This is a genomic window from Streptomyces sp. NPDC033845 (assembly GCF_055576225.1).
Window position 1 is genome coordinate 170,310 of record NZ_JBVIRI010000009.1, and the last position, 15,969, is coordinate 186,278.

Here is a 15,969-nt window from a genome sequence, read left to right on the forward strand (position 1 = left end):
CCGTCCCGCCCGGTCCGGCAGCCGCCCGGTCCGGCGGCCGCTAGTCCAGCAGCAGCTCCGGGGAGTGCAGGTCCAGCCAGGTGTGCAGGTCGAGCACCCGCTCCAGACCGGCCCGGACGGCGGTGTTCATGGTCGCCGGGTCCTGGCCCACGACCTGCTGCGACCAGTCCCGGTCCACCAGCGCGAACACCGCCGCGTCCGGTTCCGCGAGGAGCTCCTTCACCTGCTGCTGGAGGTTCGCCGCGTACTGCGGGTTCTGCGGGGAGGGGTACGGGCTCTTGACCCGCTCCACGACCGAGCGCGGCAGCACGTGCGCGGTGGCGTGCCGGAGCAGGCTCTTCTCCCGCCCGTCGAAGGACTTGAGCGCCCACGGGGTGTTGTAGACGTACTCCACCAGCCGGTGGTCGCAGAACGGCACCCGGACCTCCAGGCCGACCGCCATCGACAGCCGGTCCTTGCGGTCCAGCATGTGGCGCACGAAACGGGTCAGGTGGAGGTGCGAGACGGCGCGCATCCGGCGGTCCTGCTCGGACTCCCCGTCGAGGTACTCGACCTGGCCGAGGGCGCTCGCGTACTGGTCGGCGGTGTAGCCCGCCACGTCCAGCCGCGCCCGCAGACCCGGCTCGACGTGGTCGGTACGGGCCGCGAGGCTCAGCGGCGGGATGACCGCCATCCACGGGAACGTCCGGACCCGGGTCAGCGGCTCGTGGTGGAACCAGGGGTAGCCGGCGAACACCTCGTCCGCCGACTCCCCCGACAGCGCCACCGTGGACTGCTCCCGGATCGCCTTGAACAGCAGGTAGAGGGAGCTGTCGAGGTCGCCGAACCCGTTGGGGATGTCCCGGGCGGCCACGGTCGCGCGCCGCACCGCCGGGTCGGAGAGGTCCGCCGGGTCCAGCACCACGTCCCGGTGCGCGGACCCGACGTGCGCCGCCACGTCGCGGACGAACGGGGAGTCGGGGGTCTCCCGCATCTCGTCGGGGACGAAGTTCTCCTCCTGGCCGGCGAAGTCCACCGAGAAGGTGCGGACCCGCTCGCCCCGCAGGCCCAGGCGCTCGGCCGCCAGCCCGGTGAGCGCGCTGGAGTCCAGGCCGCCGGAGAGCAGCACGCACTGCGGGACGTCCGAGATCAGCTGCCGGTCGACCACCCCGGTGAGGGACTCGCGGATCCGTGCCACGGTGTCCTCGCGGCTGTCGGTGTGCTCGGCCGCCTCCAGCCGCCAGTACGTCCGCTGCCGGATGCCGTCGCGGTCCACGCTCATCAGAGTGCCCGGCAGCAGCTCGTGCATGCCCTTCCACAGGGCCCAGCCCGGGGTCTTGGTCTGGGCGAACAGCTCGCGCAGCCCGTCGGTGTCCACGGCCTTGCGCACCAGCGGGTTCGCCAGGATCGCCTTGGGCTCGGAGCCGAAGAGGACACCGTCCGGGGTGGGGTGGTAGAAGAGCGGCTTGATGCCCATGCGGTCGCGCACCAGCAGCAGCCGGCCCTCCCGCCCGTCCCAGACGGCGAAGGCGTACATGCCGTCGAGGTGGTCGACGAGGCTCTCGCCCCATTCCAGGTAGGCGTGCAGGACCACCTCGGTGTCGCTGTCGGTCCGGAAGGCGTGCCCGAGGGACTTCAGACGGGTGCGGAGTTCCTGGAAGTTGTAGGCCTCGCCGGAGTACACCAGGGCGATGTCGCCGGCCGGGGTGCCCACCGTCATCGGCTGCACCCCGCCGGGCAGGTCGATGACGGCGAGGCGCCGGTGTCCGAGGCCGACGTGGGTGCGGACGAAGGTGCCGCTGCCGTCGGGACCGCGACACGCCATGGTCCCGGTCATCGCGTCGATGGTCTCGCCCCGACGGGTCAGATCGGTGTCGAAGGAGACCCAGCCGGCTATACCGCACATGTCACAACCCCCGTTTGGATACGCGTATCTGCTGATGTGTCGGAATTCGGTGTGCCCCTCACGGGGCGGACAGCCACGGCACCGGTGAGGCCTCGGCGGCCGCCCGGGCCCGTACGGTGAGGAGCTCCACGACCCGGTCGCGGTGCCGGTCGAGGTAGAAGTGGCCGCCGTCGAGGACCCGGACCTCGCACGGGCCGCCGGTGGTCTCGCGCCAGCCCTCGGCCTCCCGGGGCTCGATCTCCGGGTCCCGGTCCCCGTAGAGCACCGTGACCGGGAGGTCGAGCGGCGGCCCCCCGGGCAGCGGGCGGTAGGTCTCGCTCAGCCGGTAGTCGCCCCGGATGACGGGCAGGAACGCCCTGATCAGCCCGGGGTCGTCGAGCAGGTCCAGATGGGTGGCCCCGGTCCGGCGGAGCTCCGCCACCAGGTCCTCGTCGCCGCCCAGGTGTACCCGGCCCGGCCGGGTGAGGTGCGGGGCCGGGTGCCCGGACACCACCAGGGCCCCCGGCTCCTCGCCCGCCGCCGACAGCCGGCGGGCGAACTCGTACGCCACCAGGGCGCCCATGCTGTGGCCGAACACCACCGTGGGGAGCGGCGGGCCGTCGGCCCGCACCCCGTCCGCCAGGGCGGCGGCCAGCTCCTGGACGTCCGCCGGGACCGGTTCGGCGTACCGGTCCTCGCGGCCCGGGTACTGGACCGCGAGGAACTCGATGTCCCAGGGGGCGGCGGCCGCCCAGGTGCGGTAGTAGCTCGCGCTGCCGCCGCCGTGCGGGAACAGCAGCACCCGGGCCCGGGCGTACGGCCGCGGGGCGTGTCGGCGGAAAGCGGACATTCCTCCTCCTATTCGCTGGTCGCGGGTGCCATGGAGATGTTCCAGAACTCGGCGTAGCGGCCGTTCCGCCCGAGGAGTTCCTCGTGGGTGCCGTGTTCGACGATGCGGCCGCCGTCGAGGAAGGCGACGTGGTCGGCGCGCTGGACGGTGCGCATCCGGTGGGCGACCATCACCACGGTCCGGCCGCGCATCAGGCGTTCGATGCCCTCGTGGACGGCCGTCTCGTTGACCGGGTCGAGTGCGGAGGTCACCTCGTCGAGGAGCACGATCGGGGCGTCCTTGAGGAGGGCGCGGGCGATGGAGACGCGCTGGCGTTCCCCTCCGGAGAGGAGGTTGCCGCCCTCGCCGACGGGGGTGCTCCATCCGTCCGGGAGCCGTTCGATGACCTCGTCGAGGCGGGCGGCGGTGGCGGCGGCCCGGAGTTCGGCCTCGGTGGCGTCGGGCTTGCCGAGGCGGATGTTGTCCTCGATGGTGCCGTCGAAGAGGTAGACGTCCTGGAAGACGATGGCGATCCGGGCCATCAGGTCCTCGGTGGCGATGTCGCGGACGTCGGTGTCCCCGATGCGGACCGTGCCGGCGTCGGTGTCGTGGAAGCGGGCCAGGAGTTGCAGCAGGGTGGTCTTGCCCGCGCCGGAGGGGCCGACGAGGGCCAGCCTGCTGCCCTGGGGGACGGTGAGGTCGGCGTGGTCCAGGACGGTCCGGCCGGTCCGGGCGAAGGTGACGTCCTCCAGTCGCAGGGCGTGGTGGTCGGGCTGCCGGGGGTGGGCGGGCTCGGGCAGCGGCGGGGTCCGCAGGACGGTGTCGAGCTTGGCCAGGACGTGGCGGGCGCCGCGGAGTTTGCCGCTGATGTCGGTGAGGGAGAGCAGCGGGTCGGCGCAGCGGGCGGCGAGGACGAGGACGGTGAGGGTCTCGGCGGTGGTGATGGTGCCGCCGAGGGCGAGGTGGGTGCCCAGGACGAGGAGGGCGGTGTAGGCGGCCTGGACGGTGAGGGTGAGGCCGATGGCGGCGGGCAGCGCCTTGACGGTGGTGCGCCGCGAGGTGGCCTCGACGTCGGCGAGGGCGCCGTCGAGGAGGGTGAACCGCTCCGTGGTGCGGCCGCCGGCCCGCAGTACGGGCTGGATCTGGAGGTACTCGATGACACGGGCGGTGGCCTCGGCGTCGCGTTCGGCGCGCTCCTCGTCGAGGGCGGCCATGGAGCGGCCGGTGAGGTACTGGATGGCGGCGACCAGGGGCGCGGCCGCCAGGGCGGCCAGGCCGAGCTGCCAGTTGAAGACCAGGATGACCACCACGATGGTGGCGGGGGTGACGGCGGCGGCGATGAAGGGGGCCAGCAGATGGGCGATGACGCTCATGGCCTGGAGGACGCCGCGGCTGGCCAGGACGGAGATCTCGCCCAGGCGGCCGGTGCTGTACCAGCCGATGGGGAGGGTGGACATGTGGTCGCCCAGCCGGTGGTAGAGGCCGCGCAGCAGTTCGGTGCCGACGTGGAAGCCGGCCAGGTCGCTGATGTAGCGCAGGGCGGCGTAGAGGGCGAAGGCGGCGCCGAAGGCGATCAGATAGGGGCGGGCGTCCTCGGGGGTGGGCCCGAACAGCTCGCGGAGGATGGGGACCAGGAGGGCGTAGGAGAGGCCCTCGGCGATACAGGTGGCCGTCATCAGGGCCACGGTGCGCCGCAGCGGGGCGGCGTAGCGGCGTCCCAGGACGCTCGTCAGCATGCGGATCATCGGGTTTCACCTCCCTGCGGGGCGGGCACGGACGCGGTCTGCCGGGCCTGCCAGAACTCCTTGAACCGGCCGTCCTGGGCGAGGAGTCGGGCGGGTCGGCCCTGCTCGGCGATCCGCCCGTCCTCCAGCATGATCACGTGGTCGGCGTCGATGACGGTCTCCAGTCGGTGGGCGATGACCAGGACGGTGCGTTCGCCTTCCAGGGTGGACAGGGCGTGCCGGACGGCCCGTTCGGTGTGCGGGTCGGCGAAGGCGGTCGCTTCGTCGAGGACCAGGACGGGGGTGTCGGCGAGCAGGGCGCGGGCGATGGCCACGCGCTGGGCCTCGCCGCCGGAGAGGCCGGTGTCCTCGCCGATGACGGTGTCGTAGCCGTCGGGGAGCTGGAGGATCCGCTCGTGGATGTTGGCGAGCCGGGCCGCGCGGACGATCTCGGAGCGGTCCGCGTGCGGGACGGCCAGCGCGATGTTCTCCGCGACCGAGGCGCGCAGCAGCCGCACGTCCTGGAACACGAACGACACCGTCCGGTACAGGTCCGCGGCGGCCATCTCGGTCAGGTCGACCCCGCCGACGACCACCTGGCCGGCGGTCGGGTCGAAGAACCGGGGCAGCAGCTGCACCAGGGTCGACTTGCCGCTGCCGGAGGGGCCCACGACGGCGGTGACGGTGCCCGGTTCCAGGACCAGGTCGACGCCGCGGAGCACCTCGCGGTCGGGTTCGTAGGCGAAGCGGACGTCGCGCAGTTCGACCCGGTGGCCCTGCGGGGACTTGGGGCGGGCCGGCTCCGGCAGCGGTTCCACGGCGAGGACCTCGCGGATCCGGGCGACCGCCCGGGTCGCGGCCTGGATGTCGTCGAAGCCGTGGCCCAGTGCCGCCACCGGTGCGGTCAGCCCGAGGCCCAGCAGCAGGAACGGCAGCAGGTCCGCCGGGGCCAGGTCGCCGCCGCTGATCATCACGGCCCCGCCGGTCAGCACCACCAGCATCACGAACGGCGGCGACAGGGCCAACTGCATTCCGGCCGCGATCCGGGAGATCCCGCGCACCCACTGCTGGAAGGTGCCGACGAACTCGTCCGTGGCCGTCCGGAACCTGCGGTGCGCGCGCCCCGACCCGCCGAAGGCCTTGACCACCGCGATGCCCTGCACGAACTCGATGACCGAGGAGTTGATGCGGCCCATCGCCGCGTCGAACTCCTCCTGCTCGCGCACCCGCGAAGGGGTCATCATCAGCGGCACCATCGCCATCGCCAGCACCACGGGCACCAGGGTGATCAGCGTCAGCAGCCAGTCCACGGTGAACAGGTAGACCAGGGAGGCCAGCGGCACCACGAACGCGGACACCAGCTCCCCCGGGGTGTGCGCGATGAACGGGTGCACCGCGCCCACGTCCTCGCCCACCACCTTCGCCAGCTCGCCGGTCCGGCGGCGGGAGAACCAGCCGATCGGCACCCGGCCCAGCCGGGCCGCCAGCCGGCGCCGGAACGAGAGCTGGACCCGGCCGTCCATCACATGGCCGATCCCGGAGGAGGCCGCCGTGAACACCAGCTTCACGAACAGTCCCACCGCGCCCACCGTCACCACGGTCCACACGTGGTCCCGGTCCACCGGGCCCGGCTCCAGCAGGGTCCTCCCCAGCTCGACCACCGCCAGCAGCGGGGCCAGGCCGGCCAGGGCGCCCACCACCTGGAGGACCACCACCGCCGCGAAACTCCCGGCAAACGGACGTAACAGCCGTCCCATTCCCTGTTCCGCCTCAGCGGGACCGATCGCGCTCATCGTTCTCCCATCAATTTTCATACGCGTTCCGATATCACGGTACCGCGCACGGGACAGCTCTGCCACCACCGTGGCGGCGCGGCCGCCGGCCGTCGCCCTACGGGTGGCCGGATACGGGCTGACCTGCAAGATCGGCCACCGTCAGCGGGTCCCCGACGGCCGGTTCGGCCACCTCGGGATAGCCGAGCGCCTCGGTCAGCTCCTGCCAGGCCCGGGCCACGGCCAGCGGGCGCTGGCTGCCCTCCAGCGGGTCCCGGCCGGAGTCCACCCGCTCGCGCAGCCCCTCCAGCGCGGTCAGCACCCCCTCCCCCCAGACCTCGTGCACGGCACCCGACCAGGTGGGCGTCCCGGACGGCCCCACGAACCCTCCGGTGACACCCGCCCCGTGCGGCCACGCCTCCGCCGCCTCCGCCCCCGCCGCCTCCGACCGGCCGGGCAGGAACCGCCCCGAACCGTCCGAGGGCAGGTGCAGCACCGGGCTCCAGACCACCGGGCCGTGGGTGTTGGCCAGCATCAGGTTGCCCGCGTCGGTGCCGACGGTGATCCGGTGCAGCAGCAGGCTCGAACTGTCGTCCCCCGCCTGCATCCGGTTCTCCACCCGCAGGGTCAGCGGCACACCCGCGACCTGCCCCTCCACCGCGGTCAGCGGCCGGCCCGCGCCGCCCGTCACGGAGGAGACCGACCAGGGGCGCAGCCCGTCGAAGACCCCGGCCAGGATGTCGAGCAGGTCGTAGGACACCTGCACCGCGCACAGCGCGTCGACGAACACCGGCCGGCGCATCCCGACCAGCCGCCGCGCCGCCCCGGTGAACCGCCGGACCGGTTCCAGGTGCGGATAGAAGGAGTTGACGGTGTACTGGGTGCCGGTCCGGCGGGCCGCCCGCAGGCAGTCCGCCAGCTCGGCCGGATGCACCGGATGCTCCTGGAGCACATGGATCCCGCGCGCCAGCAGGGACTGCGCCAGCTCGGCGCCCCGGCCGCCGCCGACCGCGGTGGACACGACCACACAGGCGGCGTCGACCTCCTCGGGCAGCTCCGCCACCTTGGTGTAGAGCGGCACCCCGTACCGCTCGGCGAGGGCCACCGACCGGGCGCTCCCCCGGGCCAGGACCCCGGCCAGCCGGAAGCGTCCGGGGGCGGCCGCGGCCAGGGCCGCGAGATACACCTGGCCGAACCGGGTGCCGCACACCACGACCCGCAGCGGACCTTCCGCACCGGCCCGCCTCATCGCCGGTCCTCCGCGAACAGGTCATCGACCAGGGTCAGTTCGCCCAGACAGACCTCGCGCCAGGGCCCGTCCCGCCCGACCGTGCCGACCAGGGTGATGTCTCCCGCGTACGGTTCCGGGTCGTACGCCGGCACACGGCCGCGCGGCGCCAGCGTCAGCCGGAGCACCGTCAGGCCCCCTTCGGCGAACGCCCGGGCCAGCTCCAGGGCGGCCGGCCCGCCCGCGCCCAGGCCGATGACCTCGACCTCCCGGTGCCCGGCGGCCCGGACCTCCCGGGCACGGCCGAGCACGAACTCCTCGAACTCCTCGAACTCCTCGACCGCCCCAGCGGGCCCGGCGGCCCCGGCGGCCCCGGCGGCCCCGGCAGGCAGGGCGATCCCCAGCAGGGTGCCGTCCCCGGCCAGTGCGGTGACCGTCGCCCGGTCGGCCTCCGGCACCTCCGGCCCCTCGTGGACCAGCAGCCGCACCGGCCCGCCGCCCGGCCCGGCGAGCCGGACCAGCGCCGGCTCCGGGTCCGACCCGGCCACCGCCCCGGCCACCGGCGCGTCCGCCGTCTCGGCCCCGGGCGCGGACTCGATCCGTCCGGCCAGGGCGGCCACCGTCGGCCCCTCCAGCAGGGCCCGCAGCAGCACGTCGAAGGGGATCCGCCCGGCCTCCGGCAGGTTCTCCCGCAGCTGCCCCACGAACCGGGCGGCCAGCAGCGAGTCGCCGCCCGCCTCGAAGAACCCCTGTTCCCGGTCGGCCGGTCCGGCGCCGAGCACCTCCCCCCACAGCAGGGCGATCCGACGCTCCGTGCCCGGCCTCGGCGGCCCCGCGCGGCCGGCCCGCGGGGCGGCGGGCGCCGGGGCGGACTCCAGGAGCCGCTTGCGGTCGACCTTCCCGTTCCCGGTCAGGGGCAGCGAGTCCACCAGCCGCACCCGGGCCGGGACCATGTGCGAGGGCAGCCGGTCCGCCACCCAGCGGACGAGTTCCGCGCCCTGCGGGGCGGTGTCCGGCCCGCTCGGGATGACGAAGGCGACCAGCGAGCGCTCGAAGGCGTCGCCGCCCGCCGTCAGCACCACGCAGGTGCCCACCGCGGGGTGCTCGCCGAGCACCGCCTCGATCTCGCCGAGCTCGATCCGGTGCCCGCGGATCTTGATCTGCTGGTCGGCGCGGCCGGCGAACTCGATCCCGCCGTCCGGCAGATAGCGGCCGAGGTCCCCGGTGCGGTAGAGCGCCTCCCCCGTCTCCGGATGCCGCAGGAAACGCTCCGCGGTCCGCTCCGGGTCGTTGAGGTAGCCGGTGGCCAGCCCGGCGCCCGCGATGTACAGCTCGCCGACGACCAGGTCGGGCCGGTCCCGCAGGGCCGAGTCGAGCACGTGGAACCGCTGGTTCGCGAGCGGGGTGCCGTAGGGGATGCTGCGCCAGTGCGGTTCCACGGTCCCGATCCGGTGGTGGATCGACCAGATCGCCGCCTCCGTCGCCCCGCCCAGACTGACCAGTTCGGTGCCGGGCAGGTGCCGGCCGGCGTGTTGGGGCAGCGACAGCGGGATCCAGTCCCCCGACAGCAGGGCCAGCCGCAGCACGCCGAGGTCGGCCGGTTCCGCGTCCAGGTAGTGCAGCAGCATCTGGAGCTGGGCGGGCACCGAGTTCCACAGGGTCACCCCGTGCCCGGCCACCACCGCCGCCCAGTGCGAGGGGTCGCCCCGGCGGGCCGGGTCCGGCAGCACGAGGGCGGCACCGACGGCGGGCGGCCCGAACAGGTCGTAGACCGACAGGTCGAAGCTGAGCGCCGCCAGTCCCAGCACCCGGTCGGCGTCCCCGACCCCGAAGCGCCCGTTGATGTCGTGCACCGTGTTGGCGGCCGCCCGGTGGTCGATCATCACCCCCTTGGGCACCCCCGTGGAACCCGAGGTGTGCATGACGTAGGCGAGTTCGCCGGGGTCCACCGCGACACCCTCGGGCACCTCGGCCACCGGCACCCGCCGGACCCCGGACACGTCCACCGTCCGGACCCCGGGCGGCGCCGTCACCGCCCCCTGGCCGGCGACCACGGCGAAGGCGCAGCCGCTGTCGGTGAGGATGCGGTCCCGGCGGACGGCCGGCTGGCCGAGGTCCACCGGCACGTACACCCCGCCCGCCAGGAGCACCCCGAGCACCCCGACGGCCTGCTCCCGGCTCTTGTCGACCAGTACGCCGACGAAGCCGCCGGGCCGGCAGCCCGCCGCCCGCAGCTCCGCCGCCACCCCGGCGGCGCGCCCGAGCCACTCCCCGTACGTCATCGCCCCCGCCGGGTCGATCACCGCCACCCGGTCCGGGAACCGGCGGGCGTAGGCCACCAGCGGCTCGTGCAGCAGGCCCCCGGGGGCGGGGGCGGCCGTGGCGTTCGCCTCGGCGCGGCGGGCCCGCTGCGCGTCCGGGAGCGGCTGCGGGTCCACCGCGGCCCAGGCTCCGGCGTGTCCGGCCAGCCGGTGCAGCAGCCCCTCGAAGGCGGCGAACATCTCCTCCGCCAGGCCCTCGGGGAGGACCCCTTCCCGGATGTCCCAGTTGATGTCCAGGCCGCCGTACTGGTCGCCGACCTGGCAGTCGATCCACACCTGCGGGGTCTGGCTGATCCCGTACACCGGGCGGGCCGACCGGCCCGCGGCCGACTCGGCGGCCCCGCCGACCCCGATGCTGCCGGTGAACACCACCGGGAGCACCGCCGCCGCCTCCCGGCCGCGCCGCCGGGTGAGCTCGCGCAGCACCTCCACCCCGCTGAACAGCCGGTGGTCGAGGTCCTCGAAGACCCGCTCGCCCAGCGCCCGTGCCCGCTCGGCGAAGCCGGTGCGGCCGCCGGGTTCCACGGCGAGCAGGCTCAGCGAGGTGAAGTCGCCGAGCAGCCGGTCCACTCCCGGGTGCAGGGGCATCCGGTTGAGCACCGGCAGGCCGAGGCAGAACCGCTCGGTGCCGCTCCAGCGGCCGATGGTCTCCGCGTACGCCGCCAGGACCGCGTTGGCCGCGGTGATGCCGTGCTCGGCGGCCCGGGCCTTCAGCGCCGCCCACACCCGGTCGTCCAGGGCGGCGGTCAGCCGGCGGAACGCGGCGGGCGAGGCCGCCGGGTCGTGGTCCTCGCGCAGCGGCAGCGCCGGGGCTCCGGGCAGTGTGTCGAGCCGGTCCCACCAGTAGGCGCGGTCGCGGGCGTACCGGTCGGTGCCGCGCAGCCGGTGCTCGGCGAGGACGTAGTCCCGGAAGGTGGCGTCCACCGGTTCCAGGGGGTGGTCGGGCCGCCGGTAGCGGAGGTCCAGCTCGGTCAGCAGCCGCTGCATGCTGAGCCAGTCCAGGGCCATGAAGTCCACCGACACGTGCAGCAGGCTCCGGTCGGCGGCCAGGGTGAGCCGCAGTTCGTACATCGGGCGGGCGCCCGCCGGGTGCACCTTGTGGGAGAGCTCCTCGCGGATCCCGGCGAGGGTCTTCTCGACGGTGTCCGCGGGCGCCGTCCGCAGGTCGGCGAACTCCAGTCGGGTGTCCGGGAGTTCGGGCAGCACCCGCTGGGTGCCGTCCTCGGAGATGACCGTGCGCAGCGCGCCGTGCCGCCGGACCAGTCCGTCCCAGGCCGTCTGGAGCCGGCCGGGGTCCAGGTCGGCGGGGTAGGCGTACTCCAGGTAGACGTGGCAGGAGACGCCGCCGTAGTCGAAGGCCGCGTTGCGGCCGAAGAGATAGGCCGACTGGATGTCGGTGAGCGGGAAGGGCTCGGCGGCCGCACCGGGCCGGTCCTGCCACACCGGGGCGGACCCGGCGGACCTCCCGTCCGTCCCGGCGGAGGCCGTATCGGTCCCGGCGCCTTCGGGCAGGAGGGCCAGCAACTCCGTCTTGCGCGACCGGAGTTCGGTCAGCCGGTGCTCGGTCATCGCGCCCCGGGGGGCACGGAAGCGCAGCTGCTCCCCCTCCCGCCACAGCCGGATGCCGGCCGCCCGGAACTCTTCGATCAGGTCGTTGGCGTTCACACCGCACCCTCTTCGCAGTCGTCCTGGTGACCCGGTCCGGCCGCGGTCGCGAGCCGGTCGATGAGCGCGGCCAGCGCCACCACGGTGGGGGTGCGCATCACCTCGCGCATGGGGAGTTCGACCCCCCGGACGGCGCGGACCTCCGCGACGAACCGGGTGGCCAGCAGGCTGTCCCCGCCGAGCCGGAAGAAGTTCTCCTCCCGGCCGACCGCGTCCAGGCCCAGCAGCCCGGTCCAGCGCTCGGCGACGAAGCCCTCGGTGCCTCCCCGGGGCGGTTCGCCCACCTCGCGGGGGCGGTCGGCGGACTCCTCCAGGGCCGCCCGGATCCGCCCCCGGTCGACCTTTCCGTTGCCGCTGAGCGGCAGTGCGGGCAGGACCGCGAACCGGGCCGGGACCATGTGCTCGGGCAGCCGGTCGGCGGCCCACCGGCGCAGCCGGTCCGCGTCGATCCCGCGGGCCGTCGCGGGCCGGTCCGCGACCAGCAGCACCTCGCCGCCGGGACCGGCCGCCAGCACCCGGGCCCCGACCAGGCCGGCCCCGGCGCAGGCCCGCGCCCAGCGCTCGCGCCCGTACAGCCAGCCGGACTCCGGCCGGCCCTCCTCGAAGCGGCCGGCGCGTGCCTCCAGCGGCAGTGCGGTGACCAGGGCGAGCGGGCTGGGGTGTTCCCGTTCCAGCAGGTAGAGGCGTCCGCCGGGGGCCAGCAGCAGGGCGGTGGCGGCCAGGGCCGTCTCCGGGTCGGGCATCCGGTGCAGCACGTTGTTCGCCACCACCGCGTCGAAGGCGTGGAGGTGCTGTGCCGCGATCGCGGCGGGGCCCTGGAGCGCGCCCCTGGTCCGGTGCCCGAGCGCGTTCAGCCGGGTGCCGGTGGCGGCCAGCGCCGGGAGCGCGGGGCCGAGGAGGGTGTACTCGACCGTGCCGGGGCCCAGTGCGGTCAGCAGGCGGGCGGCGCCCCGGCCGTCGGCCACGTCCCATTCGGCGACGGACGGCGGGTCGGCGGCCTCGGCCCGCGCCCGCAGGTCCTCGGCGACGGCCCCCAGCAGGAGGGCCGCGGCCGGGGCCAGGTCGCCGAGTGCCTCGGGGGCCAGGACCGGGTCGTCGAGCAGGGCCAGGGCGTCCGCCCGGCCGGCCAGGATCGCGCCGAGCAGCGGGCCGGCCCATTCCAGTGCGGTGGCGACCTGGTCCAGTTCGGTCCCCCGGGTGGCCTCCCGGACCTCCTTGATCCGGACCGGGTCGGTGGCCTCCGCCCAGCGGGGGCCGTGGGTGTGGCCGGTTCCGGTGGCGGATTCCAGGACCGAGCGCCGGGTGAGGTACTCCAGCCAGATCTCCGCCACCGGGCGCTGGGCGGCGCGGACGGCGGCGGCGCGGGCCGCTTCCCCGCCGGGGCCGACCAGCGGGGCCAGCACCTGGGCGAGGAGCACCTCGACCAGCCGGTGTTCCAGGAGCCGGGTGCCGGTGGCCGCGGCGGGCGGCAGGAAGGCCTCCCGCCCGGCCCGGCCGGCGGCTTCCGTACGGGCCTCCGGCCGGTCCGGGGCCCGGTCCCGGGCCGGTTCCGGGGCCGGGGTCGCGTCCGGCGCCGGGGGGTGTTCGACCAGGGCGGCGACCAGTTCCGGGCGGCCCCCGGTGATCGGGACGGCCACCGCCTGCGCCACCTCGGGGTGCGCCAGCAGGACGGTCTCGATCTCCCCGAGTTCGATCCGGAAGCCGTTGATCTTCACCTGGTGGTCGAGCCGGCCGAGGAACTCCAGGTTCCCGTCCGGCCAGTAGCGGCCGAGGTCCCCGGTGCGGTACCAGCGCCCGCCGTCCCGTTCCGGGAAGCGGGCCGCGGTCAGCTCGGGATCGCCCCGGTAGCCGAGGGCCACCCCGGTGCCGCCGATCCACAGCTCGCCGGGGACCCAGTCGGGGCAGTCCCGGCCGAGGCCGTCGACCACCCGGAACCGCTGGTTGCGCAGCGGTTTTCCGTACGGGACGGACCGCCAGTGCGCGGGGAGTTCGGCGGCCCCGGCGGCGAACTCGTGGGAGTTGGACCAGATCGCCGCCTCGGTGGCGCCGCCCAGCGCGACCAGCCGGCACCGGCCGTCCGAGGCGCGGGCCAGCCGGCCGGGCAGGTCGAGGCCGATCCAGTCGCCGGACAGCAGGGCCAGCCGCAGGGAGGCGGGCAGCGGGTGCCCGTCGGCGGCGGTCAGCGCCATGTCCAGCAGGGCCGGGACGGAGTTCCAGACGGTCACCCCGTGCCGTCGGCACAGGTCCAGCCACTGGGCGGCGTCGCGGCGCCCGGACTCGGGCACCAGGACGGCGGCGCCGCCGGCCGCGAGGAAGCCGAACACGTCCCACACCGAGAGGTCGAAGTCCAGCGCGGAGACCGCGAGGACCCGGTCGCCGGAGCCGATCCCGAACCGCTCGTTGACGTCCTCCACGGTGTTGACGGCCGCCCGGTGGCTGACCTCCACGCCCTTGGGCAGCCCGGTGGAGCCCGAAGTGAAGATCACATAGGCGGTGTCCCGGTCCTCGCCCGGCACCGGGGCGTCCAGCGGGGGCTCCGCCAGCGCCTCCCCGATGGCGAGCACCTCGGCCCCGGCCTGGTGCGGGCCCGGCAGCCCGGAACCGTCCAACAGGACGGTCGCACCGCTGAGTTCGAGGATCCGGGCGCGCCGTTCGGCCGGCTGGTCCACCCCGATCGGCACATAGGCCGCGCCCGCGGCGAGCACCCCGAGGACGGCCGCGATCTGCCCGGCCCCCTTCGGGGCGGTGACCGCCACGCGGCAGCCCCGGCCCACTCCGCGCCGGGTCAGCGCCCCGGCGACGGACAGGGCCCGGCGCGCCAGTTCCCCGTGGGTGACCGACTCCCGCTCGCCCCACAGCAGGGCGGGCCGCCCGGCCCGCCCGCCGGCCCGTGCGAAGAACTCCGTGTGCAGGAGGTTCCCGGTGAGCGGGCGGGCGGCCGCGTTGACCTCGGTCCGCCGCTGTTCCTGGGCGAGGGGCAGTGGGATCTCCGGCGCCCCGGCCTCCCATCCGCCGTCCAGCAGCCGGCGGACCAGGCCCTCGTAGGCCGACATCATGGCGTCCAGCACACCGGCCGGGAAGAGTTCCTCCACCGCGTCCCACACCAGCAGCACCCCGCCGTCGCGGGTGCGGTAGACCTGGTGGTCCAGCCAGATCTGCGGGGTCTGGGAGATCATCCAGACCGGCTCGCCGAACCGGGCGGCGAAGGCGTCCGGGACCAGCGGCCCGGACAGGTCGCAGGCGAAGACCACCGGGGCGGTGCGCGGCGCGTCCTGGTCGGTGCGCACGAAGTCGCGCAGCACGTCGACTCCGGAGTAGGCGGAGTTTCCGATGCCCTCGTGCATCTGCCGGCGCATGGCGCGGGCCCGGTCGGCGAAGCCGCCGGCCGCCGCCTCCACCTCGACCAGCACCAGTCCGGTGAAGTCGGCCACCACCCGGTCGATCCGCGGATGGGCGTCCAGGTCCCGGTCGAACAGCGGCAGGTTGAGCAGGAAGTGCTCGTCCCCGCTCCAGCGGCCGAGGACCATCGCGAACGCCGTGGCCAGCACCACCGAGGGGGTCAGCCCGGACTCGGCCGCCAGCCGCTCCATGGTGCGCCACTCCTGGGCCGAGAGCCCGTGCGAGCGGCGGGTGAAGCGGGGCACGGCCACCGACTCGGGGTCGACGGCCAGCGGCAGCCGGGGGCCGCCGGGCAGCGAGGGGAGCCGCTCCCGCCAGTATCCGCGGGCCCGTTCGCGCTCCGGGGCGCGCCGGGCCTCCTGTTCGGCGAGGTAGCGGCCGAAGGTGCAGTCGAGGGGTTCGAGGGCCCCGGGGTCCTCGTAGAGGGCGGCGAGGTCGCCGAGCAGCACCCGGATGCTGGCCAGGTCGGAGGCCAGCAGGTCCACGTTGAAGTGGAGCCGGTCGGTGCCGCCGGGGAGCCGGGTCAGGGTGAGGTCGAGGACCTCGCCCCGTCCGACGTCGAGGCGGCGGTGGGACAGCCGGTCGCGGACGGCCAGGGCCGCTGCCGCCGCCTGGTCGGCGGGCCGGGCGCGTACGTCGTGGACGGTCACCCCCGGCCAGCCGGACTCCGGCAGGACCCGCTGGGTGGCGTCGTCGGCGAAGGCCGCCCGCAGCATCGGATGCCGGGCGATCAGGGCCCGTACGGCCCGCTCCAGCCGCTCCGGGTCCACGTTCCGCGCCTCGAACTCCAGATAGGCGTGGCAGCTGACCCCGCCCAGCGGCTGGTCGTCGGCGCGGCCGATCAGATACGCCTGCTGCACCGCGGTGAGCGGGAAGGGGCGGCCCTCGGGGTCGGCGAGTCCCCCCGGGGCCGGGACCGGAGGGGCGGCCGGGCGGTCGGCGAGCAGGCCGAACCAGGCGGACAGCCGGGGGTCGTCGGACAGCCGGGCGAAGCTGACCTCGGCGCCGGTCCGGGCCAGCCGGTTCGCCAGCCGCATCATCTCCAGCGACTGGAGGCCGAGTTCGAAGAGGTTGCTGTCGTCGTCGGCGGTGGTCAGCTCGATGCCCAGCAGGTCGGCGACCGTCCTGCGGAGGCCGTCCCGGTCCATCCCGGCGTTCGTTGGCATG

At 75.0% G+C, this 15,969-nt stretch carries 7 protein-coding genes; all 7 read right to left on the reverse strand.

Features of this window, described 5'->3' with window-relative positions; genetic code table 11:
* Positions 1-40: 40 nt before the first annotated feature.
* The 7 genes from asnB to ACZ50K_RS20920 all read right to left on the reverse strand — a co-directional run bounded on the left by asnB (position 41) and on the right by ACZ50K_RS20920 (position 15,968).
* Positions 41-1,885 (reverse strand): asparagine synthase (glutamine-hydrolyzing), encoded by a 1,845-nt coding sequence (gene asnB, locus ACZ50K_RS20890; protein ID WP_468905027.1) that lies wholly within the window; start codon positions 1,883-1,885, stop codon positions 41-43.
* Between the two features lie 58 nt (positions 1,886-1,943).
* Positions 1,944-2,714 carry a thioesterase II family protein gene (locus ACZ50K_RS20895; RefSeq protein WP_468905030.1) on the reverse strand — a complete coding sequence of 257 codons (771 nt, stop codon included), beginning with the start codon at positions 2,712-2,714 and terminating at the stop codon, positions 1,944-1,946.
* A gap of 8 nt (positions 2,715-2,722) precedes the next feature.
* Positions 2,723-4,438 carry an ABC transporter ATP-binding protein gene (locus ACZ50K_RS20900; protein ID WP_468905033.1) on the reverse strand — a complete coding sequence of 572 codons (1,716 nt, stop codon included), beginning with the start codon at positions 4,436-4,438 and terminating at the stop codon, positions 2,723-2,725.
* The gene (locus ACZ50K_RS20905; RefSeq protein WP_468905036.1) at positions 4,435-6,174 is read right to left on the reverse strand and encodes an ABC transporter ATP-binding protein; all 1,740 of its coding nucleotides are present in this window, start codon (positions 6,172-6,174) and stop codon (positions 4,435-4,437) included. Before ACZ50K_RS20905 ends, ACZ50K_RS20900 begins: the two co-directional genes overlap by 4 nt.
* Before the next feature lie 133 nt (positions 6,175-6,307).
* Entirely contained in the window at positions 6,308-7,438 is a 1,131-nt protein-coding gene (locus ACZ50K_RS20910; protein WP_468905039.1) for a Gfo/Idh/MocA family oxidoreductase, read from the reverse strand.
* Positions 7,435-11,403 (reverse strand): non-ribosomal peptide synthetase, encoded by a 3,969-nt coding sequence (locus ACZ50K_RS20915; protein WP_468905041.1) that lies wholly within the window; start codon positions 11,401-11,403, stop codon positions 7,435-7,437. The genes ACZ50K_RS20910 and ACZ50K_RS20915 overlap by 4 nt, the downstream gene beginning before the upstream one ends.
* Positions 11,400-15,968 (reverse strand): non-ribosomal peptide synthetase, encoded by a 4,569-nt coding sequence (locus ACZ50K_RS20920; protein WP_468905043.1) that lies wholly within the window; start codon positions 15,966-15,968, stop codon positions 11,400-11,402. Before ACZ50K_RS20920 ends, ACZ50K_RS20915 begins: the two co-directional genes overlap by 4 nt.
* Position 15,969: the final 1 nt, after the last annotated feature.

What these genes read in the sequence shown, in the direction of transcription:
- asnB (WP_468905027.1), bottom strand. Translation starts at nt 1,885, where the DNA reads ATGTGCGGTATAGCCGGCTGGGTCTCCTTCGACACCGATCTGACCCGT.
- ACZ50K_RS20895 (WP_468905030.1), bottom strand. Translation starts at nt 2,714, where the DNA reads ATGTCCGCTTTCCGCCGACACGCCCCGCGGCCGTACGCCCGGGCCCGG.
- ACZ50K_RS20900 (WP_468905033.1), bottom strand. Translation starts at nt 4,438, where the DNA reads ATGATCCGCATGCTGACGAGCGTCCTGGGACGCCGCTACGCCGCCCCG.
- ACZ50K_RS20905 (WP_468905036.1), bottom strand. Translation starts at nt 6,174, where the DNA reads ATGGGACGGCTGTTACGTCCGTTTGCCGGGAGTTTCGCGGCGGTGGTG.
- ACZ50K_RS20910 (WP_468905039.1), bottom strand. Translation starts at nt 7,438, where the DNA reads ATGAGGCGGGCCGGTGCGGAAGGTCCGCTGCGGGTCGTGGTGTGCGGC.
- ACZ50K_RS20920 (WP_468905043.1), bottom strand. Translation starts at nt 15,968, where the DNA reads ATGCCAACGAACGCCGGGATGGACCGGGACGGCCTCCGCAGGACGGTC.